The following is a 21,173-nucleotide window of genomic DNA, read 5'->3' as shown; positions in this document are numbered from 1 at the left end:
ACCCTACTCGTCACGCGCCCCCGATCCGTGCAGATCCAATCGCCAGTCCTGGCCTGTCAGATCCTTGCCGAAGGAGCGGTGCGGCTTCTCGGCGACGAGCGCGAAGCCGTGCCGCTGGTAGAGATGACGCGCGCTGCTGAGCACGTCGTTGGTCCACAGCACCAGGTCGCGGTAGCCCACCCCGCGCGCGAAGTCGATGACGGCCCGCACCAGCCGGTCGCCGATGCCGTGCCCGCGCGCGTCGGGCTCCACGAGCAGCAGGCGCAGCCGCGCGGTGGCCGGAACCTCGTCCCGCACGCACATCACACAGCCCACCACCCGTCCGCCCGCGCCCTCGGCGATCCACACCCGCTCCAGATGCGGATCGTGGTCCTCGGCGAAGTCCGCGACGATCCTCGCGACCAGGCCCTCGTAGTCGGCGTTCCAGCCGTACTCGGCGGCGTACAGCGCCGCGTTGCGCTGCACGATCCAGCCGAGGTCGCCGGGGCGCGGCTCGCGCAGAACGACGTCCCCTCGACCCGGCGCCCGCTCGTCCCCGAGGATGTCCCGGACGGTCCGCATCGCCTCCGCGAGGCGCGGCCGTTGCTCCGGGGCCACGCCGTCCAGCAGCGCCCCGACCGTCTCCCGCGCCCGCTCGTCCAGCAGCCCGGCGGTCTCGCGTCCGCGCGCGGTGAGCGTGACGCTCCTGCGCCGCGGATCCGCCGCGGACGGGCCGCGCTCGATCAGCCCCGCCTCCTCGAACCCGTTCAGGATGCGGCTCAGGTAGCCGGCGTCCAGCGCCAGACGGCCGCGCAGGTCCGCCGCGTCCAGCTGCCGGTCGTGAGCGAGTTCGTAGAGCACACGGGACTCGGTGAGGGTGTACGGCGCGTACAGGTGGCGGCCGTAGTCGAGGGCGCCGATGACGCCGGTGTAGAAGCGGTTGAAGGCGCGGACGTCCTGGACGGTCATGATCGCGCCCGGATACTTGACCCAGTCAGAGATACCGTTCCTCCGAGGCTAGCCCGGCGGGCCGGCAGCGTCCATGCCCGTGCCCGCCGGTGCGCGTCGGCCACCGGTGCCGCCTCGCTCAGGCGCGCGGTGCCCCGGTCGAGCCCCGCACCATCAGCTCGCCCCGCACCGAGGCGATCCTGCCGGGCGGCGGTTCCTCGCGGCCCATGGCGATGCGTCCGGCCCGGGCGCCCGCCTCCGACAGCGGCAGGCGCACCGTGGTGAGGGACGGCACCGCGTCGATGCTGAAGGGCAGGTCGTCGAAGCCCGCCACCGAGACGTCCTCGGGGATGCGCAGGCCCGACTCGCGCAGCGCGGCGCAGGCGCCGAGGGCGACGGAGTCGTTCGCGGCCACGATCGCGGTGAGGGACGCGTCGCGGCGCAGCAGCTCCAGCGTGGCCTCGTAGCCGGACCGGCGGTCGTAGCGGCCGTGCACCGTCCAGCGGGGGTCCTCGTCGATGCCGGCCGCCTGGAGCGAGGCGCGGTGGCCCTCCAGACGGTGCCGGGTCGTCGTGCGTTCCTCGGGGCCCGCGATGTAGCCGAGGCGGCGGTGGCCGAGGCCGATGAGGTGGTCCGTCAGCGCGCGGGCGCCGCCGCGGTTGTCGAAGGTCAGGGCGATGGCGTCGGTGTCCGGCGCCGGCGGGCGCCCGCACAGCACCACCCGGGTGCCGGCGTCCGCCAGCTTGCGCAGCTTCGCCGCCACGGCCGCGGCGTGCGGCGCACTCTCCATGGCCCCGCCGGTCAGCACCACGGCGGCGGCCCGCTGCCGCTGGAGCAGGGTGAGATACGTCAGCTCGCGCTCCGGCGAGCCCCCGGTGTTGCAGACGACCGCGAGGCGCTCGCCGCCCGCCCGGCCGCCCGGGCCCCCGATCTCGCCCTGGATGGCGCTCGCCATGATCCCGAAGAAGGGGTCGGCGATGTCGTTGACGAGGATGCCGACGAGGTCGGAGGTGGCCGCGGCCAGCGCGCTGGCCGGGCCGTTGAGGACGTAGTCCAGCTCGTCCACCGCCCGCAGCACCCGCTCGCGTGTGGAGGCGGCCACGGGGTAGTTGCCGTTCAGCACGCGCGACACCGTCGCGGGGGAGACCTGTGCGCGGGCCGCCACGTCCGCCAGGGTCACCGTCATCTCGTCGTCCTCCGGTCGCGCTTCTGGTCGCGCATTGGTGCTCGTACGTCCTCGTAGACAGGCCGGGCACCGTCGCGGTTCCGTGCGGTGTCGAGCAGACCTTAAAGCCAAGCACTCCGTTTGTTCGCCCCCTCGAACAACTCGAGGTGGACCGGACCTTGTCGCGACCCCTGGTCAGAGGCTAGCTTTTCATCGGATAGAAAGCGCTTGCTGCGGTAGGGGCGGCTGATGCCGGACCGGCTGCCGGGGACGATGACACTGCTGATGCCGATCGGGGCGCACGGCGCCCGCGAAGGGGACTGACGTGACACGCAAGACGGTGCGGATCGCCATGAACGGCGTGACCGGGCGCATGGGTCATCGCCAGCACCTCGTCCGGTCGATCCTCGCCCTGCGCGAGCAGGGTGGCCTCGATCTCGGCGACGGCACCGTGCTGTGGCCGGAGCCGATCCTGCTCGGCCGCCGCGAGCGCGCCCTCAGGGAGATCGCCGAGCGGCACGGCCTGGAGCACGTCTCCACCGACGTGGACGCCGTCCTCGCCGACCCGGACGTCGACCTCTACTTCGACTCCCAGGCCACCTCGGCCCGGGAGGAGTCGGTCAAGAAGGCGATAGCGGCCGGCAAGCACATCTACACCGAGAAGCCCACGGCCACGGGCCTCGCGGGCGCCCTCGGCCTCGCCCGCCTGGCCCACGCGAAGGGCGTCAAGCACGGCGTCGTCCAGGACAAGATCTTCCTGCCGGGGCTGCTGAAGCTGAAGCGGCTCGTCGACGGCGGCTTCTTCGGCCGGATCCTGTCCATCCGGGGCGAGTTCGGCTACTGGGTCTTCGAGGGCGACTGGCAGCCCGCCCAGCGCCCCTCCTGGAACTACCGCGCCGAGGACGGCGGCGGCATCGTCGTCGACATGTTCCCGCACTGGGAATACGTGCTCCACGAGCTGTTCGGCCGGGTGACCTCCGTCCAGGCCCTGGCCACCACCCACATCCCGCGGCGCTGGGACGAGAACGGCAAGCCCTACGACGCCACCGCCGACGACGCGGCCTACGGCGTCTTCGAGCTCGAAGGCGGCGCGATCGCCCAGATCAACTCCTCCTGGGCGGTCCGCGTCAACCGCGACGAACTGGTCGAGTTCCAGGTCGACGGCACCGAGGGCTCGGCGGTGGCCGGTCTCAGGAAGTGCCGTACGCAGCACCGCGGCGCCACCCCGAAGCCCGTATGGAACCCCGACGTCCCGGCCATCGAGGCCTTCCGGGACCAGTGGCAGGAGGTCCCGGACAACCAGGAGTTCGACAACGGCTTCAAGGCCCAGTGGGAGTTGTTCCTCAAGCACGTCTACGCCGACGCGCCGTACCACTGGGACCTGCTGGCCGGTGCCCGCGGCGTGCAACTCGCCGAACTGGGCCTGAAGTCCTCGGCCGAGGGCCGCCGTCTCGACGTACCGGAGATCACGCTGTGACCATCCGACTCCCGGCCGCCGACGGCCGCTTGCGAACGTACGAGCCCCGCGTCGATCCCCTGGTCATTTCTTCTGGCACCCCCTTCACCTCCCGTACGGTCTTCTCGGCGGCCCATGTCGTCGCCGACCCGTACGCCGATGCCTCGCCCGACTCGCCCGCCGCCGTCGACTGGGACGCCACGCTCGCCTTCCGCCGCCATCTGTGGTCCCACGGGCTCGGCGTCGCCGAGGCGATGGACACCGCGCAGCGCGGGATGGGCCTGGACTGGGCGGGCGCGGCGGAGCTGATCCGCCGGAGCGCGGCCGAGGCACGGTCGGTCGGTGGCCGGATCGCCTGCGGGGTCGGCACCGACCAGCTCACGGGCGGATCTCCGGCGGAGATCCGCGCGGCCTACGAGGAGCAGCTGGCGGTGGTCGAGGAGTCGGGCGCCCAGGCGATCCTGATGGCGTCCCGGGCGCTGGCCACTGTCGCTTCCGGGCCCGAGGACTACCTGGAGATCTACGGCCATCTCCTGCGCCAGGCCGCCGAGCCGGTCATCCTGCACTGGCTGGGCCCGATGTTCGACCCGGCGCTGGAAGGCTACTGGGGCGCGGCGGACCTGGACACGGCGACCGAGGTGTTCCTGGAGGTCATCGCCGCCCACCCCGACAAGGTCGACGGCGTCAAGGTGTCGCTGCTGGACGCCCGGCGCGAGATCGACCTGCGGCGCAGGCTGCCCCGAGGGGTCCGCTGCTATACCGGCGACGACTTCGACTACCCCGAACTGATCGCGGGCGACGGCGAGGGCTTCAGCCACGCCCTGCTCGGCATCTTCGATCCGCTGGGCCCGCTGGCGGCGGAGGCGGTACGGGTCCTGGACGCGGGCGACACGGCCGGCTTCCGGGGCCTGCTGGACCCGACGGTCGAGCTGTCCCGCCACCTCTTCCAGCCGCCGACCCGCTTCTACAAGACGGGCGTGGTCTTCCTGGCCTGGCTCGCGGGCCACCAGAGGCACTTCACGATGGTCGGCGGCCTCCAGTCGGCCCGCTCTCTCCCGCACCTCGCCCGCGCCTACGAACTCGCCGACGGCCTGGGGCTGTTCCCGGACCCGAAGCTCGCCGAGGAGCGGATGAAGAACCTGTTGTCGCTGTACGGGGTGAACCGATGACGGATCTCGCGCGCTTCAGCATCAACCAGATGACGGTGAAGCAGCTGTCGCTGCCGGAACTGATGGACGCATGCGGCCGGTCGGGTGTGGGCCAGGTGGGTCTGTGGCGGGAACCGGTCCAGGAGTACGGCCTGACGGAGACGGCGAAACTGATCCGCGAGGCGGGCCTGGCGGTGACGACCCTGTGCCGTGGCGGCTTCTTCACGGCGACCGACCCGGAGGCCCACGCGGCGGCGCTGGCGGACAACAGGCGCGCGATCGAGGAGGCGGCCACGCTCGGCACGGACACCCTGGTTCTGGTCTCGGGCGGCCTTCCGCCCGGCACCAAGGATCTGCGGGCGGCCCGCGAGCGTATCGCCGACGCCCTGACCGAACTCGCGCCCTACGCCGAGGCCCACGGAGTCCGCCTGGCGATCGAGCCCCTGCACCCCATGTACGCCGCCGACCGCTGCGTCGTCTCGACCCTGGCCCAGGCCTTGGACCTCGCCGAACGCTTCCCGGCTCACCAGGTCGGGGTGACGGTGGACACGTACCACCTGTGGTGGGACGACCGGGCCCCGGCGCAGATCGCGCGGGCGGGAGCGGCCGGCCGGATCCACGCCTTCCAACTCGCCGACTGGGTCACCCCGTTGCCCGAGGGTGTCCTCACCGGCCGCGGCCAGATCGGCGACGGCGCGATCGACATGCGCGAATGGCGGGACTACGTGGAGGCGGCCGGCTACACGGGCCCGATCGAGGTCGAACTCTTCAACGAGGAGCTGTGGGCCCGGGACGGCCGGGAGGTACTGGCGGAGACGGTGGAGCGTTTCCACAGCGCTTTCCTATGACGAACAGCGCTGTGCATGTGACCCTGCTTGATGGCGGTGAGGAACGGCGGCCGGCCGTCGGCCGAGAAAAGCAGGGCGGGGCCGTCAAGTGGCCGGTGAGAAAGGCTTCGGCACAGGCCACCGGTGCGGAGTCCTCGAAGCTCATGAGTGTGATCGGTGCGGACGGCAAGCCCTGTCACCTGCTCGGCGATGGCGCGGGGTACGTCTCCCGGCTCGCGGACCAGATCGAGAGCGTGCAGCTCGGCATGGCGGGCGAGCTCAGTCGAGACAGAACTCGTTGCCCTCGATGTCCTGCATCACGATGCACGAATCGTCGCCGCCGTCGTACAGGAGTCGCACGCGCACCGCGCCGAGCGGGATCAGTCGTGCACACTCGGCTTCGAGCGCGGCCAGGCGCTCCTCACCCACGAGCCCGGTGCCGACCCGCACGCAAAGATGCACCCGGTTCTTGACGACCTTGCCTTCGGGAACGCGCTGGAAGAACAGTCGCGGGCCCACGCCCGAGGGATCACTGCAGGCGAACCATGAACCCTGATCCTCAGGGGGCCGGGAGCGGTCGAAATCGTCCCACGTGGCGAACCCCGCCGGCGGCGGCGATACGACGTACCCCAACACCTCGCACCAGAAACGAGCGACGCGCTCAGGTTCTGCGCAGTCAAAGGTGACCTGGAACTGCTTGATCGATGACACAGGCGCACCATAACAGGGGGCTCTTTTGCCCATCTCCCCGTAGGCATCCGCATGTTGAAGGCAGGGGTGGTCCTTGCGACACGGCCCGAGAGGAGGATTCAGTCACGGGACACCCCTCAGAAGAACACCCCGCACCGCAACAGCACATTCGCGTACGGCCGGGCCTCCCCTGTCCGCACCACCAGCCGCGCCCCCGCCGACAGCTCCTTCAGCCGCTCGTGCGGGACCAGGGCCAGTTCCGGGAAGCGGCCCTCCAGCAGGGTGCGGTGGGGGCCGAGCAGTTCCTCCGCCGCCGTCGCCCCCTCCACCACCAGCTCGGCCAGCAGCCCGTCCACGACCTCCGCGAAGGACGGGACGCCGGCACGGAACGCTAGGTCCACCAGCCGCGGCCCGTCCGGTATCGGCATGCCCGCGTCGCACACCAGCACCCCGTCGCCGTGCCCCAACTCCGCGAGCGCGCCGGAGAGATGACGGTTGAGGATGCCCGCCTTCTTCACCGGGCTTCGACCTCCGCCGCCGTCGGGTACGACTCCTGCGCGCCCCGCTTGGTCACCGCCGCCGCGCCGACCCGGGCCGCGTAGGCCGCCGCCTCGGCCAGGGAAGAACCCCCGCCCAGCTTCCAGGCCAGCGCCGCCGTGAACGCGTCGCCCGCGCCCGTGGTGTCCACCGCCTCGGCCTTCACCGACGGCACCCGCGTCACGCCGGAGGCGTCGCACACCAGCGCCCCCTGCGCGCCCAGTGTCACCACCACCGAGCGCGGGCCCTTGGCCAGCAGCAGCCGCGCCCAGTCCGCGGGCTCCTCGCTCACACAGGCGTCGCCGAGGATCACCCGGGCCTCGTGCTCGTTCACGATCAGCGGGTCGCAGGCCGCCAGCACCTCGGTGGGCAGCGGCCGCGGCGGAGACGGGTTCAGCACGAACCGGCTGTCCTCCGCGAGGTTCCGCACGACCTCCACGACCGTCTCCAACGGGATCTCCAGCTGCGCCGACACCACCCGCGAGGCGAGGAAGAGGCTGACGGCGGCGCCGATGTCCGCGGGCATGAGGCGGGCGTTGGCGCCGGGCGACACCACGATGCTGTTGTCCCCGCCGGGGTCGACGGTGATGAGCGCGACGCCCGTCGGCGCCCCGCCCACCAGCACGCCCACCGTGTCCGCCCCGGCCGCGCGCAGCGAGTCGAGGAGCAGGCGGCCGTGGGCATCGTCACCGACCCGGGCCAGCAGCGCCGTACGCGCTCCGAGCCGGGCGGCCGCGACCGCCTGGTTCGCGCCCTTGCCGCCCGGGTGGACGGCCAGGTCGCCGCCGAGCACCGTCTCGCCGGCGGCCGGTCGCCGCTCGACGTCGATCACCAGGTCGGCATTGGCCGAACCCACGACCAGGAGGTCGTAGCCGTACATGGAAATGACTCCCCCAAGACCCAAGAGATGACCCGATGGATGGCCCGATCAGGGCTCGAGCGACGATCCGGTGCGTGACGGCCCGAGGCGGGCGGCCGACACCCATCGTGCCCGACCGCCCGCCTGTTCGCCGCGCCTTCGTCAGCCGCTGAAACCGGCCACGTTGTCCTTCGTGACGACCTTCACCGGCACCTTCACCGTCGGTTCCGCCTTCTTGCCCCGGACCGCCTTCAGCGCGTTGTCCACCGCGATCCTTCCCAACTGGGTCGGCTGCTGCGCCACCGACGCGTACAGCGTCCCGTTCTCGACCGCCGTCAGGCCGTCGGGGGTGCCGTCGAAGCCGACGACCTGGACCGACTTTCCGGCCTTGGATCCCAGTGCCTTGATCGCGCCGAGGGCCATCTCGTCGTTGGCGGCGATGACGCCCTGCACGTCCGGGTGGGCCTGGAGCAGGTTCGACATCACGTCGAGGCCCTTGGTGCGGTCGAAGTCGGCGGGCTGCCGGGCCAGTACCTGGATGCCCGGGTAGGCCTTCAGACCCTGGGCGAAGCCCGCCGCGCGCTCCCGGGCGGCGGACGTGCCCGCCTGGCCCTGCAGGATCACGATCTTGCCGTGGCCGCCCAGCCTCTCGGCGATCGTCTTCGCGGCCAGCTCGCCGCCGGCCACGTTGTCGGACGCCACCAGGGTGTCCACGTCGGCCTTGTTGACGCCCCGGTCGACCGCGACGACCGGGATCCGTGCCTTGTCCGCCGCCTTCACCGAGTTGCTCGCCGCGTCCGAGTCCACCGGGTTGACGATGATCGCGCCGAGGTTGGAACTGGTGAAGTTCTGCAGCTGGTTGGCCTGCTGGGAGGCGTCGTTCTGGGCGTCGGTGACGGTCAGGTCCACGCCCAGCCTCTTCGCCTCGGCCTGGGCGCCGGCCCGGATCTGTACGAAGAAGGGGTTGTTGAGCGTGGACAGCGACAGTCCCATCCGCGGGTTCGCCGAGGGCGAGGAGCCGCTGTGCAGGAAGGAGGTCGCGCCGACGATCGCCACGGTGACCACGGCCGCGAGCGCGTACGTCGTCGCCTGCCTGCCCCTGCCGCCACCCGGGCCACCGGTCACCGCGCTCGCCCCGGCCTTGCGGCGCGCGGTGTCCAGCAGCACCGCCAGCGCGATGACGACACCGATGACGACCTGCTGCCAGAAGGCGGAGACGTCGAGGAGGTTGAGGCCGTTGCGCAGGACCGCGAGGATCAGCGCGCCGATGAGTGTGCCGGACGCCTTGCCGGTGCCGCCCGCCAGCGAGGCGCCGCCGATGACGACCGCGGCGATCGCGTCCAGCTCGTAGCCGTCGGCGGCCTGCGGCTGCGCGGAGGAGAGCCGGGCGGCCAGCACGATGCCCGCGGCGGCCGCGAACAGACCGGACAGGGCGTAGATCGCGAGCTTCTGCTTCTTGACGCGCAGGCCCGACAGACGCGCGGCCTCCTCGTTGCCGCCGATCGCGTACATGGAGCGGCCGATGTAGGTCCGGCCGAGCACGAAGGCCGCGATCAGCCCCATGACGACCATGACCAGCACCGGCACCGGCAGCCAGTCGCCGAGGGTGTCCCCGAGGTGGGAGACCGAGTCGGGGAAGGGGACGGGGATGCCGCCGGAGATCACCAGGGACAGGCCGCGCGCCACCGACAGCATGGCGAGCGTGGCGATGAACGGCGGCAGTTTGCCGTAGGCGATCAGAAAGCCGTTGACCAGGCCCGTGACGACGCCGGTGGCGACGGCGAGGAGGAGGGCGAGCGCGACCGGTACGCCGTGCTGTGTGGCGCTCCAGGCCAGCACCGTCGCGGACAGCGCGGCCACCGAGCCGACCGACAGGTCGATGCCCGCGGAGACGATCACGAAGGTCACACCGAAGGCCAGGATCGCCGTCACGGCGGCCTGGACACCGACGTTGAGCAGGTTGTCCGTCGTCAGGAAGTCGCCGGACAGCGCCGACAGGGCGATGACCAGGACGATCAGCGCGGTCAGCGCGCCGTTGTCCAGCAGGAGGCGGCGCAGGCCGCCCGGGGCGCCACTCGCGCCCGCCGTGCTCTTGAGCGTGTCAGTGGCCACGAACGGCCTCCGTTTCCGTGGTGGGGTTGCTGACGGCGAGGGACATCACCGCGTCCTGGGTGGCCTCGCCGGCCGCGAGTTCGCCCGCGATCCGGCCCTGGGCCATCACCAGCACGCGGTCGCTCATGCCGAGCACCTCGGGCAGGTCACTGGAGATCATCAGGACCGCGGCACCGGCGGCCGTCAGGTCGTTGATCAGCCGGTAGATCTCGACCTTGGCGCCGACGTCGATGCCGCGCGTCGGCTCGTCGAGGATCAGCACCCTGGTGTCGGCGAGCAGCCACTTGCCGATGACGACCTTCTGCTGGTTGCCGCCGGACAGGGTCCGTACGTGCTGGCCGAGTCCGGCCATCCGCACGCCCAGCCGCCCCGCCATCCGTTCGGCCGCCGCGTGCTGGGCCCCGCGGTCCACCAGACCGGCCCGGGTGGCCGAGCGCAGGGTCACCAGACCGAGGTTCTCCTCGACGGAGGCGTCCAGCACCAGGCCCTGGCCCTTGCGGTCCTCGGGCACGAGTCCGAGCCCGGCCGCCAGGGCCGCGCTCACGTCGTGCCGCTTCAGCTCGGTGCCGAGGACCTTGACGGCTCCCTCGTCGTACGGGTCCGCTCCGAACACGGCCCGGACGACCTCGGTACGGCCCGCCCCGACGAGCCCGGCGATGCCGACGACCTCGCCGGCCCGCACCTCGAAGCTCACGTCGTGGAAGACGCCGTCACGGGTGAGCCCCTCGACACAGAGCAACGCGGCGCCCGTCCCGGACCGTTCGCGCGGATACTGCTGCTCGATGGAGCGGCCCACCATGAGGCGTACGAGTTCGTCCTCGGGCGTGGTCGCGGGGACCTGCCCGACGCTCCTGCCGTCCCGGATGACGGTGACCCGGTCGCCCAGGGCGGCGATCTCCTCCAGGTGGTGCGTGATGAACACGATCCCGACGCCGTCCTCGCGCAGTGAGCGCACGATCGCGAAGAGCTTGTCGACCTCCTCCGAGGTGAGCACGGCGGTCGGCTCGTCCATGATGAGCACGCGCGCGTCCAGGCTGAGCGCCTTGGCGATCTCGACCATCTGCAGCCGTGCGATGCCGAGTTCGCGCACACGCGCGCGTGGCGACACGTTCACGCCCACGCGCGCGAGGAGGACCTCGGCGTCGGCCTCCATCCGCCGTCGGTCGATCATCCCGAAGCGGCGCGGCTGGCGGCCCAGGAAGATGTTCTCGGCGACCGTCAGATCGGGAACGAGGTTGAACTCCTGGTAGATGGTGGCGATCCCGAGGCGCCCGGAGTCCTGCGCGCCGTGGATGCGCACCTCCTCGCCGTCGGCCAGGATCCGCCCGGTGTCGGGCGTGCAGGCGCCGGAGAGCATCTTGATGAGCGTGCTCTTGCCCGCGCCGTTCTCACCGAGCAGCACATGCACCTCGCCCCGGCGCAGGTCGAAGTCGACGCCGTCCAGCGCCACCACGCCCGGAAAGGTCTTGCGTATGCCCTCGATGCGCAGCAACTCGTCCGGGTCGCTCACGACGTGCTCCTTCGCACTGGGGAGGGGGACTGCGGGGGAACGGGGGACTCGCCGCACGAGCGGCGTACGACGAGCCGGGCGGCGAAGGTGACGGACGCGGGGGGCCGTCCCTCTATGCGGTCCACCAGCGCCCGTACGGCGGCCCGGCCGAGCTCGCCGGTGGGCTGGGCGATCGCCGTGATCGGCGGATCGGTGTGCACGAACCACGGGATGTCGTCGAACGCGGCCAGCGCGATGTCGTCCGGGACGCGCAGCCCGCGCGCGCGGACGGCGTCCAGGGCACCGAGTGCCATGAGGTTGTCGGCCGCGAAGACGACCTCGGGCGGCTGAGGCAGATCGAGGAAGCCCTCGGTGACCCGGCGTCCGCTCTCGGCCTGGAAGTCGCCCTGGCCTATGTAGACATCGGGAAGGGGGAGCCCGTACTCCGCCATGGCCTCCCGGAAGGCCTCCACGCGCTCGCTGCCGGTCGTGGTGGCCGCCGGTCCCGCGATGATCGCGAGCCGCCGGTGCCCCAGCCCGTACAGATGCGCGACGAGATCCCGTACGGCCTCGCGTCCGTCGGCCCGTACGACCGGCACCTCCACCCCCGGGATCCACCGGTCCACGAAGACCATCGGCGTTCCCGCGCGCGCGGCGTCCAGCATCAGCGGGGAGCCGCCGTCGGTCGGGGAGACGAGGAGGCCGTCGATGCGGCGGTCCAGCAGGGTCCGTACGTGGTGGTCCTGAAGGTCCGGCCGCTCGTCGGCGTTGCCGATGATGACGCTGTAGCCGAGCGAGCGGGCCTCCTCCTCGACGGAGCGGGCCAGCTCGGTGAAGTACGGGTTCAGTACGTCGCTGATGACGAGGCCGAGGGTCCGGGTCTGGTCGGTGCGCAGGGAACGGGCGACGGCGTTCGGGCGGTAGCCCAGCGTCTGGACGGCGGCCAGTACGCGCGTGCGCGCGTCCGCGCTGACCGACGGGTGCTCGTTCAGGACACGTGAGACCGTGGCGACGGAGACGCCCGCCTCGGCGGCGACGTCCTTGATGCTCGCCATCGTCGTTTCCACCTCCTCGTGGAATCGATTACATCGGCTGTGCAAGAAGGATTGGAATCGATTACACGAGGGTGGGGCAAGACTCCGGCGTGGCTGAAACCGGATCGTGATGAACCGCGGGGCGAGGCGATCTAGGCTGCCCCTGTCCGTCGCGGGTGGCATGCCCGCGCCAACCGCACAGGGGAGAAAGAGACATGCACGCAGGTCGGATACTCGGCGCGTCCATGGCGACCGCCGCCCTGGTCGGGACCTCGTTCGTCGTCGCCGGCCCGGCGTCCGCGGCGAGCTGCACGGCCAAGGCCCTCGAAACCGTGGTCATCCGGTCCACGACGAGCACCGGCGGCACGGCCCTCGCCCAGCTCAACAAGGGTGAGAGCGCGTCGGCGTCCTGCACGATGTACTACGGCAGCTCCTCGTACGAGAAGTGCGGCATCGTCAGCAAGCGGTGGGTGAAGGTCACGAGGAGCGGTGTCACCGGCTATGTGGTCGGCACCTGCGTGACGATCGCGGAGTCCTGACCCGGGCTCCCGGTGCCCGACCCGCCGGCACCGCCCGGCACCGGCGGGCAGGTCTGTCGGTGCCGGGCGGTACGGTCGGATCATGTCCGATCAGGCGGGGAGCCCTGGGGGCGGGGAGCGGCGGCTCGCCGTCCTGGAAGGCGTGCTGGAGAGAATCACGTACGCCAACGAGGAGAACGGCTACACGGTCGCCCGCGTCGACACCGGAAGAGGAGCGGGCGATCTCCTCACGGTGGTCGGCGCGCTGCTCGGCGCCCAGGTGGGGGAGTCCCTGCGGATGGAGGGCCGCTGGGGGTCCCACCCCCAGTACGGAAAGCAGTTCACGGTCGAGAACTACACGACCGTCCTGCCGGCCACCGTCCAGGGCATCCGCCGCTACCTCGGCTCCGGTCTGGTCAAGGGCATCGGCCCGGTCTTCGCCGACCGCATCACCCAGCACTTCGGCCTGGACACCCTCACGGTCATCGAGGAGGAGCCCAAGCGGCTCATCGAGGTGCCGGGCCTCGGCCCCAAGCGCACCAAGAAGATCGCCGACGCCTGGGAGGAGCAGAAGGCGATCAAGGAGGTCATGCTCTTCCTCCAGACCGTCGAGGTCTCGACGTCCATCGCGGTGCGGATCTACAAGAAGTACGGCGACGCGTCCATCTCCGTCGTCAAGACCGAGCCGTACCGGCTGGCCGCCGACGTCTGGGGCATCGGCTTCCTCACCGCCGACAAGATCGCCCAGTCCGTCGGCATCCCGCACGACAGCCCCGCGCGCGTGAAGGCGGGCCTGCAGTACGCGCTGTCCCAGTCCGCCGACCAGGGCCACTGCTTCCTGCCGGAGGAGCGGCTGATCGCGGACGCCGTCAAGCTGCTCCAGGTCGACACCGGTCTGGTCATCGAGTGCCTCGCGGAGCTGGCCGAGCCCCCTGAGGACGGCGCGGACCCGGGGGTCGTCCGGGAGAAGGTGCCCGGACCCGACGGCGACGCGGAGCCCGTGACCGCCGTCTACCTGGTGCCCTTCCACCGCGCCGAACTGTCCCTGTCCGCCCAGCTGGTGCGCCTGCTGCGCGCCGACGGGGACCGGATGCCGGCCTTCCGGGACGTGCGGTGGGACAAGGCGCTCGGCTGGCTGAGGTCCCGTACCGGCGCCGACCTCGCGCCCGAGCAGGAGGCCGCCGTGAAGCTCGCGCTGACCGAGAAGGTCGCCGTGCTCACCGGCGGCCCCGGCTGCGGCAAGTCCTTCACGGTCCGCTCGATCGTGGAACTGGCCCGCGCCAGACGCGCCAAGGTGCTGCTCGCCGCTCCCACCGGCCGCGCCGCCAAGCGGCTCGCCGAGCTGACCGGCGCCGAGGCCTCCACGGTCCACCGGCTGCTGGAGCTGAAGCCCGGCGGGGACGCGGCCTATGACCGCGACCGCCCGCTCGATGCCGACCTGGTGGTCGTGGACGAGGCCTCCATGCTGGACCTGTTGCTCGCCAACAAGCTGGTGAAGGCGGTGCCGCCGGGGGCCCATCTGCTCTTCGTGGGCGACGTCGACCAACTGCCCAGCGTCGGCGCGGGGGAGGTACTGCGCGACCTGCTGGCCGACGGGGGCCCGATCCCGGCGGTGCGGCTCACCCGGGTCTTCCGGCAGGCCCAGCAGTCCGGCGTGGTGACCAACGCGCACCGGATCAACGCCGGGCAGCATCCGCTCACGGACGGCATGAAGGACTTCTTCCTCTTCGTCGAGGACGACACCGAGGAGGCCGGCCGGCTCACCGTGGACGTGGCCGCCCGGCGCATTCCGGCGAAGTTCGGCCTCGATCCGCGCCGTGACGTGCAGGTCCTCGCGCCCATGCACCGCGGCCCGGCCGGCGCCGGCACGCTCAACGGCCTGCTCCAGCAGGCCATCACGCCGGGCCGGCCCGACCTCGCGGAGAAGCGGTTCGGCGGCCGGGTCTTCCGCGTCGGCGACAAGGTCACCCAGGTCCGCAACAATTACGAGAAGGGGGAGAATGGTGTCTTCAACGGCACCGTGGGCGTTGTCACCTCGCTCGATCCGGTCGACCAGCGTCTGACGGTGCTGACGGACGAGGACGAGGAGGTTCCGTACGAATTCGACGAACTGGACGAACTGGCGCACGCGTACGCGGTCACCATCCACCGTTCGCAGGGAAGTGAATATCCCGCCGTGGTGATCCCCGTCACCACCGGAGCCTGGATGATGCTGCAGCGGAACCTGCTGTACACCGCGGTGACACGGGCCAAGAAGCTGGTCGTCCTCGTCGGTTCACGCAAGGCGATCGGACAGGCGGTGCGCACGGTGTCCGCGGGACGTCGTTGCACGGCACTGGACTTCAGACTCGGCGGCTGTTGACCGCGCCCTGACCGGGGGCGCCGACCCGCATCACAAAAAATGATCGATCAAATGAGTCGTGAAGGTCACAGAGCACTTCCAGATGCCGGTCAAAGGGGGCAGGATGAGCAGGTTGGCGGCACTGAGTGCCGCCAATAGGCCCAATGGTCGACCCCGAGTGCACTCTCCTGAGCCAAATGGGGGATGGTAGAGACAGTCAGGGCACCTCGAAGATGAGGCACTACGTCGGTGAGGGAAGACGTGAGCGACAACTCTGTAGTACTGCGGTACGGCGACGGCGAGTACACCTACCCGGTGGTCGACAGCACCGTCGGTGACAAGGGCTTCGACATCGGGAAGCTCCGCGCCCAGACCGGTCTGGTGACTCTGGACAGCGGTTACGGCAACACGGCCGCCTACAAATCCGCCATCACCTATCTGGACGGCGAAGGCGGCATCCTTCGCTACCGCGGCTACCCCATCGAGCAGCTCGCCGAGCGCTCCACCTTCCTCGAGGTGGCGTACCTGCTCATCAACGGTGAGCTCCCGACCGTCGACGAGCTGAGCACGTTCAAGAACGACATCACGCGGCACACCCTGCTGCACGAGGACGTCAAGAACTTCTACAAGGGCTTCCCGCGCGACGCCCACCCGATGGCCATGCTGTCCTCGGTCGTCTCGGCGCTGTCCACCTTCTACCAGGACAGCCACAACCCGTTCGACGAGAAGCAGCGCAACCTCTCCACCATTCGGCTGCTCGCCAAGCTCCCGACGATCGCGGCGTACGCGTACAAGAAGTCGATCGGCCACCCGTTCGTCTACCCGCGCAACGACCTCGGCTATGTCGAGAACTTCCTGCGCATGACCTTCTCGGTCCCGGCCCAGGAGTACGACCTCGACCCGGTCGTCGTCTCCGCGCTCGACAAGCTGCTGATCCTGCACGCGGACCACGAGCAGAACTGTTCGACCTCGACGGTCCGCCTGGTCGGCTCGTCGCAGGCCAACATGTTCGCGTCGATCTCGGCCGGCATCTCCGCCCTGTGGGGCCCGCTGCACGGCGGTGCCAACCAGTCCGTCCTGGAGATGCTGGAGGGCATCCAGGAGAGCGGTGGCGACGTCGACGCCTTCATCCGCAAGGTGAAGAACAAGGAGGACGGCGTCCGCCTGATGGGCTTCGGCCACCGGGTCTACAAGAACTTCGACCCGCGCGCCAAGATCATCAAGGCCGCCGCGCACGATGTGCTCTCCGCCCTCGGCAAGTCCGACGAGCTGCTGGACATCGCCCTGAAGCTGGAGGAGCACGCGCTGTCCGACGATTACTTCGTCTCGCGCAGCCTCTACCCGAACGTGGACTTCTACACCGGCCTGATCTACCGCGCCATGGGCTTCCCGACCGAGATGTTCACGGTCCTGTTCGCCCTCGGCCGGCTGCCGGGCTGGATCGCCCAGTGGACCGAGATGATCAAGGAGCCGGGTTCCCGCATCGGCCGCCCGCGCCAGATCTACACCGGTGTGGTGGAGCGCGACTTCGTTCCGGTCGAGGAGCGCTGAGACCCGCTGGTGAGGGGCGCCGTTTCCCTGGCGTCCCGTCGCGGCACCGTGTGTGAGGGCCTGCCTGCCCGGTGGGCCCCGACCCGGTGGTGAAAAACGGAAGTAGAAGGCGCCCTGGAGCGCCGGTCCCCCCACGGGCCGACGACCAGGGCGCCTTCCCATGTCCCGGTGCGGATTCCCCCCACGGGATCCGGCCGGGCGCTCGGAGGACAGCGCCTGACTCGCTGTCTGAGCACAACGAGCAAAACCCGTCGCGCTCCAGTGATGCGGTGCGGTCTGCCGGGACAACGCACGCTGGGAGGGCCGCTCAAAGCTCCCCGGTGTACGTGCCCCGGCAACGCATCTCTGAGGAAGTCCCCCAAGACATCCCCAGATGCCAGTCAGCGCCCCCCAAGACGCTGGTCTGACATCGCCAACTTAGACCTTCGAACCCCTTCGATGGTTACGTTCGCATCACTGTGATCTGCGTCTCTTGCATATGTCCTTTAGGTACGCAAGAGCCCCGATACTGCGATCGGGGCCCAAGCGTAAGGAAGATGCGCGAGCCTTGTGAAGAGCTTATGTGAGGCTCGCGTCCGACTCTAGAGGGACTCTTACTTCAGCTGCGGCTAACCCCCGGTAACCTCGGGGGACTTCAGCGGAAGCGGCGCAGCCGCAGACTGTTGCTCACCACGAAGACCGAGGAGAAGGCCATCGTGGCGCCCGCGATCATCGGGTTCAGCAGGCCCGCGGCGGCCAGCGGCAGCGCGGCCACGTTGTAGCCGAAGGCCCACACCAGGTTGCCCTTGATGGTGGCGAGCGTGCGCCGGGAGAGCCTGATGGCGTCCGCGGCCACCCGGAGGTCCCCGCGCACCAGCGTCAGATCCCCGGCCTCGATCGCCGCGTCCGTGCCGGTCCCCATGGCGAGCCCCAGATCGGCGGTGGCCAGCGCGGCCGCGTCGTTGACGCCGTCGCCGACCATGGCCACGGTCCGTCCCTCGCCCTGCAGCCGCCGTACGACCTCCACCTTGTCCTCGGGCAGCACCTCGGCGATCACCTCGTCGATGCCGACGGTCCGCGCGACCGCCTCGGCGACCGTCCGGTTGTCCCCGGTGAGCAGCACCGGTGCGAGCCCGAGGGCGCGCAGCTCACGCACGGCCTCGGCGCTGGTCTCCTTGACCGCGTCGGCGACGGCGAGGACACCACGGGCCCGCCCGTCCCAGCCGACCACGACGGCCGTACGGCCCTCCTGCTCGGCCTGGCGCCGGGCGTGGGCCAACTCCTCCGGGAGCGTGTCGTACAGCCGCCCCACGGCCACCTCACGGCCTTCCACGCGTCCGCGTACGCCCCGCCCGGGGACGTTCTCGAAATGCTCGGCCCCCGGCAGGTCCCACCCGTCGCCCGCCACCGCCCTTGCCGGAGAGCTCTGCGCGCTCGCCCCCTTCAGGCGCTTCTCGGCGCCCGCGGCGATCGCCCGGGCGACGGGGTGCTCGGAGGCGTGCTCCAGGGCCCCGGCGAGCCGCAGCACCTCCGTCTCGTCCTCGCCGTCGGCGGCGTACACCTCTTGCAGGGTCATCCGGCCGCTGGTGACCGTGCCGGTCTTGTCCAGGACGACGGTGTCGACGCGCCGCGTGGACTCCAGCACCTCGGGACCCTTGATGAGGATGCCGAGCTGGGCGCCCCGGCCGGTGCCGACCATCAGCGCGGTCGGCGTGGCGAGGCCCAACGCGCAGGGGCAGGCGATGATCAGGACGGCGACCGCGGCCGTGAACGCGGCGACGGTGTTCCCCGTGGCGGCCAGCCAGGCGCCGAAGGTGGCGACCGCGACGAGGATGACCACGGGGACGAAGACGGCGGAGATCCGGTCCGCGAGGCGCTGCACCTCGGCCTTGCCGTTCTGCGCGTCCTCCACCAGCTTCGCCATCCGGGCGAGCTGGGTGTCCGCGCCGACCCGGCTCGCCTCCACCACCAGCCGGCCGCCCGCGTTGACCGTGGCGCCGGTGACCTGGTCGCCGGGGCCGACGTCCACCGGCACCGACTCGCCGGTCAGCATGGCCGCGTCGACCGCCGAGACGCCCTCGACGACGGTGCCGTCGGTGGCGATCTTCTCGCCGGGCCGTACGACGAACCGGTCCCCGACGGCGAGGGAGGCCACCGGGACGCGGACCTCGCGTCCGCCCGTCCGTCGCCCGCCACCGCCCTCGGCCGAGAGTCCTTCGGGCTCGCCTTCGTCGTATCGCAGGACCGCCACATCCTTGGCGCCCAGCTCCATCAGGGCCTTCAGGGCGGCCCCCGCGCGCCGCTTGGAGCGGGCCTCCAGATAGCGGCCGAGCAGGATCAGCGCGACGACTCCGGCGGCGACTTCGAGATAGATCGTGGAGGCGCCGTCCATCCGCGAGACGGTGAACCGGAACTCGTCGTGCATGCCCGGCATGCCCGCGTCGCCGAAGAACAGCGCCCACAGCGACCAGCCGAACGCGGCCAGCGTGCCGACCGAGACCAGCGTGTCCATGGTGGCCGCACCGTGCCGGAGGTTGGTCCAGGCGGCCCGGTGGAAGGGCAGGCCGCCCCAGACGACGACCGGCGCGGCGAGGGTGAGCGAGAGCCACTGCCAGCTGTCGAACTGCAGTGAGGGCACCATGGCGAGCAGGACGACGGGGGCGGCGAGCAGCGCGGAGACGAGCAGCCGGTCCCGGAGCGCGGCGAGCTCGGGGTCCTGTCGTGCGCTCTCCTCGGCCGCGGTGTCCGGCTCGGGCTCCGGCGGCGGGGGTTCCTCGGCGGTGTAGCCGGTCTTCACCACGGTCGTGATCAGGTCGGCGACCTGGACGCCTTCCGCGTAGCTGACCTTCGCCTTCTCCGTCGCGAAGTTCACGGTGGCGCTCACGCCGTCCATGCGGTTGAGCTTCTTCTCCACCCGTGCTGCGCAGGAGGCGCAGGTCATCCCGCCGATGAGCAGCTCGACCTCGGACGTGCCGCCTATCGCGCTCGCTGCCTCGGTCTCTGCGGTGGTGCTGGTCATGTCCGGACTCCAGACATCGGACCGGGCGGCACGGATCCAGTATCAGCTGGTCGGTGCGGCCCGGTCGGGGAAAGGTTTCGGTTCCCGCGTGCGAGGGCGGGCCCGGTCACTCGGGTCCTGCCGTCGAGCCTGCTCGCGGGCCCTGCGTCGCGGGCCCCGCTGCTCAGGCCCCGCCGCTCAAGCCTTGTTGCTCAGGCCTTGCTCTTCACGCCTTGCCGGCGAGCTCGAAACCGGCCTCGTCCACGGCGGCGCGCACCGTCTCGTCGTCGAGCGGGGCCTCGGAGACGACGGTCACCTCGCCGGTCGACGCGACGGCCTTCACCGAGCTGACGCCGGGAATCTGGGAGATCTCGCCGGAGACGGAGCCCTCGCAGTGGCCACAGCTCATGCCGGTCACCTTGTAGACGGTGGTGACGGCGGGCGAAGTGTCGGTCTGGGCGGTCATATCGCTACTCCTCGTCGTGGCATGTGGGGGGACGATGGGGCCCACGGGGGCCCACGATTCCCACACTATACCCCTAGGGGGTATTTCTCCAAGAGGGGTTCCGGTGTGCCAGCGACCGGACCCAGGCGATGCCGAACAGGGCGATGAGCGCCAGGCCGCCCACCGAGAACAGCGTGAACAGATGCTCCTGCGCGGCGCTGGGCCGTGGGACGTACCCCTGCGCGAACGGCTCCCGGTCCAGGGCGGTGCCGGACAGGCGGGTCGCCAGCCAGGCCGCGATGCCGTGCGTGGCGTCCCACAGAGCGTGCAGCACGCAGGCGCCGAGGCAGGCGGTGACGATCGGCGTGGCGAGGCGGAAATGCCCGTTCGGACGGCGGTGGGCGAGCAGCACCCCGCCCGCGATCGCGGTGCACAGGCCATGCCCGAAGGGGGTGAGCGGGACGCGCAGCATCTCCGTCTCCAGTAGTGTCCGCAGATCGGCGCCGTCGGCGGAGACGGCCGCGGTGAACGCGTGGCCGCAGCTCTCCAGGGCCGCGAAGCCGAAGCCGACGGCCGCGCCGAGCACCAGGCCCGCCCGCATCCCGCGGATCCACGGCTGCCGGCGCAGCGTGAACACCAGTGCGGCCAGTTTGGCCGCCTCCTCGACCAGGCCGACGCCGCTGAACATTCCGAAGGAGAGGCGGAGCGGGGCGGGGTCCGTCAGTGAGGCGCCGAGCACGCCGAGCGCGCCGCCGGCCAGGAAGCAGCCGAGGATCGCGCTGACGCCCAGGTCCCGGCCGTGACGCTCGTACGCCCACAGCACGAAGACGACGGGAAGGAGGAAGCCGCCGAGCAGGATGAGCGTGGGCATCGGTGTGGTGCTCCGCGTCGCGTACGTCGCCAGCGCGGCCGACGCCCACAGGGCGAGCCCGCCGCCCAGGCAGCGCCTCCACAGGCCGGCACCGATGCGCGGGTACGGCGGCGGAGGCTGCTGCGGGCCGGGAATGCGGGCCCGGGGCATGCCGGGTGGCGGAGAGTGGGTCACGGCGGTCCCCTCGGGCTCCTGCTGGGCGATTTATCCGCACTCTAGGCAGATG

General features: G+C 71.0%; 17 protein-coding genes. 6 read left to right on the top strand and 11 right to left on the bottom strand.

Going from position 1 to position 21,173, the window contains the following annotated elements; all coding sequences use genetic code 11:
* Positions 1–3 precede the first annotated feature (3 nt).
* Together AVL59_RS41410 and AVL59_RS41405 are read right to left on the bottom strand one after the other, a co-directional pair.
* Positions 4–948, bottom strand: a complete 945-nt coding sequence (locus AVL59_RS41410; RefSeq protein ID WP_067314756.1) for a bifunctional helix-turn-helix transcriptional regulator/GNAT family N-acetyltransferase — start codon at positions 946–948, stop codon at positions 4–6.
* 118 nt (positions 949–1,066) lie between these two features.
* The gene (locus AVL59_RS41405; protein WP_067314754.1) at positions 1,067–2,113 is read right to left on the bottom strand and encodes a LacI family DNA-binding transcriptional regulator; all 1,047 of its coding nucleotides are present in this window, start codon (positions 2,111–2,113) and stop codon (positions 1,067–1,069) included.
* A gap of 304 nt (positions 2,114–2,417) precedes the next feature.
* Here AVL59_RS41405 and AVL59_RS41400 point away from each other — a divergent pair, with 304 nt between their 5' ends.
* The 3 genes from AVL59_RS41400 to AVL59_RS41390 are packed head-to-tail and all read left to right on the top strand — an operon-like array spanning position 2,418 to position 5,544.
* Positions 2,418–3,569: a Gfo/Idh/MocA family protein gene (locus AVL59_RS41400; RefSeq protein ID WP_067314753.1), complete on the top strand. Its 1,152-nt coding sequence runs from the start codon at positions 2,418–2,420 to the stop codon at positions 3,567–3,569.
* Positions 3,566–4,717 (top strand): dihydrodipicolinate synthase family protein, encoded by a 1,152-nt coding sequence (locus AVL59_RS41395; RefSeq protein ID WP_067314751.1) that lies wholly within the window; start codon positions 3,566–3,568, stop codon positions 4,715–4,717. Before AVL59_RS41400 ends, AVL59_RS41395 begins: the two co-directional genes overlap by 4 nt.
* Complete coding sequence (locus tag AVL59_RS41390) at positions 4,714–5,544, top strand: sugar phosphate isomerase/epimerase family protein (RefSeq protein ID WP_067314749.1); 831 nt, start codon at positions 4,714–4,716, stop codon at positions 5,542–5,544. The genes AVL59_RS41395 and AVL59_RS41390 overlap by 4 nt, the downstream gene beginning before the upstream one ends.
* A 258-nt stretch (positions 5,545–5,802) precedes the next feature.
* Here AVL59_RS41390 and AVL59_RS41385 read toward each other — a convergent pair whose 3' ends face one another.
* The 6 genes from AVL59_RS41385 to AVL59_RS41360 form a co-directional block, all read right to left on the bottom strand.
* Complete coding sequence (locus AVL59_RS41385; RefSeq protein ID WP_067314747.1) at positions 5,803–6,234, bottom strand: VOC family protein; 432 nt, start codon at positions 6,232–6,234, stop codon at positions 5,803–5,805.
* 116 nt (positions 6,235–6,350) lie between these two features.
* Positions 6,351–6,731 carry a D-ribose pyranase gene (gene rbsD, locus AVL59_RS41380; RefSeq protein ID WP_067314746.1) on the bottom strand — a complete coding sequence of 127 codons (381 nt, stop codon included), beginning with the start codon at positions 6,729–6,731 and terminating at the stop codon, positions 6,351–6,353.
* Positions 6,728–7,630, bottom strand: a complete 903-nt coding sequence (locus tag AVL59_RS41375) for a ribokinase (RefSeq protein WP_067314744.1) — start codon at positions 7,628–7,630, stop codon at positions 6,728–6,730. The genes rbsD and AVL59_RS41375 overlap by 4 nt, the downstream gene beginning before the upstream one ends.
* Positions 7,631–7,771: 141 nt before the next feature.
* Entirely contained in the window at positions 7,772–9,721 is a 1,950-nt protein-coding gene (locus AVL59_RS41370; RefSeq protein ID WP_067314742.1) for an ABC transporter permease/substrate-binding protein, read from the bottom strand.
* A complete protein-coding gene (locus tag AVL59_RS41365; protein WP_067314740.1) occupies positions 9,711–11,231 on the bottom strand; it encodes a sugar ABC transporter ATP-binding protein in 1,521 nt (506 codons plus the stop codon). Before AVL59_RS41365 ends, AVL59_RS41370 begins: the two co-directional genes overlap by 11 nt.
* Positions 11,228–12,265 (bottom strand): LacI family DNA-binding transcriptional regulator, encoded by a 1,038-nt coding sequence (locus tag AVL59_RS41360; RefSeq protein WP_067314739.1) that lies wholly within the window; start codon positions 12,263–12,265, stop codon positions 11,228–11,230. Before AVL59_RS41360 ends, AVL59_RS41365 begins: the two co-directional genes overlap by 4 nt.
* Positions 12,266–12,459: 194 nt before the next feature.
* On the opposite strand from AVL59_RS41360, the gene AVL59_RS41355 reads away from it, so the two are divergent.
* The 3 genes from AVL59_RS41355 to AVL59_RS41345 all read left to right on the top strand — a co-directional run bounded on the left by AVL59_RS41355 (position 12,460) and on the right by AVL59_RS41345 (position 16,654).
* Positions 12,460–12,783 carry a hypothetical protein gene (locus AVL59_RS41355; RefSeq protein ID WP_159400208.1) on the top strand — a complete coding sequence of 108 codons (324 nt, stop codon included), beginning with the start codon at positions 12,460–12,462 and terminating at the stop codon, positions 12,781–12,783.
* Positions 12,784–12,865: 82 nt separating this feature from the next.
* A complete protein-coding gene (recD2, locus tag AVL59_RS41350) occupies positions 12,866–15,124 on the top strand; it encodes an SF1B family DNA helicase RecD2 (RefSeq protein WP_067314735.1) in 2,259 nt (752 codons plus the stop codon).
* Positions 15,125–15,364: 240 nt separating this feature from the next.
* Entirely contained in the window at positions 15,365–16,654 is a 1,290-nt protein-coding gene (locus AVL59_RS41345; RefSeq protein WP_067314733.1) for a citrate synthase, read from the top strand.
* 634 nt (positions 16,655–17,288) lie between these two features.
* Here the strand turns inward: AVL59_RS41345 and AVL59_RS41340 are convergent.
* The 3 genes from AVL59_RS41340 to AVL59_RS41330 all read right to left on the bottom strand — a co-directional run bounded on the left by AVL59_RS41340 (position 17,289) and on the right by AVL59_RS41330 (position 21,121).
* On the bottom strand, positions 17,289–19,652 hold the full coding sequence (locus AVL59_RS41340) for a heavy metal translocating P-type ATPase (protein WP_067314732.1): 2,364 nt from the start codon (positions 19,650–19,652) through the stop codon (positions 17,289–17,291).
* A 205-nt stretch (positions 19,653–19,857) separates the two neighbouring features.
* Entirely contained in the window at positions 19,858–20,097 is a 240-nt protein-coding gene (locus AVL59_RS41335) for a heavy-metal-associated domain-containing protein (RefSeq protein WP_067314730.1), read from the bottom strand.
* 73 nt (positions 20,098–20,170) lie between these two features.
* Positions 20,171–21,121, bottom strand: a complete 951-nt coding sequence (locus tag AVL59_RS41330; protein WP_067314728.1) for a PrsW family intramembrane metalloprotease — start codon at positions 21,119–21,121, stop codon at positions 20,171–20,173.
* Positions 21,122–21,173 lie beyond the last annotated feature (52 nt).

Origin of the sequence: Streptomyces griseochromogenes, assembly GCF_001542625.1 — a bacterium.
Classification (GTDB): domain Bacteria; phylum Actinomycetota; class Actinomycetes; order Streptomycetales; family Streptomycetaceae; genus Streptomyces; species Streptomyces griseochromogenes.
This window is presented reverse-complemented; position numbering and strand designations above follow the sequence as displayed.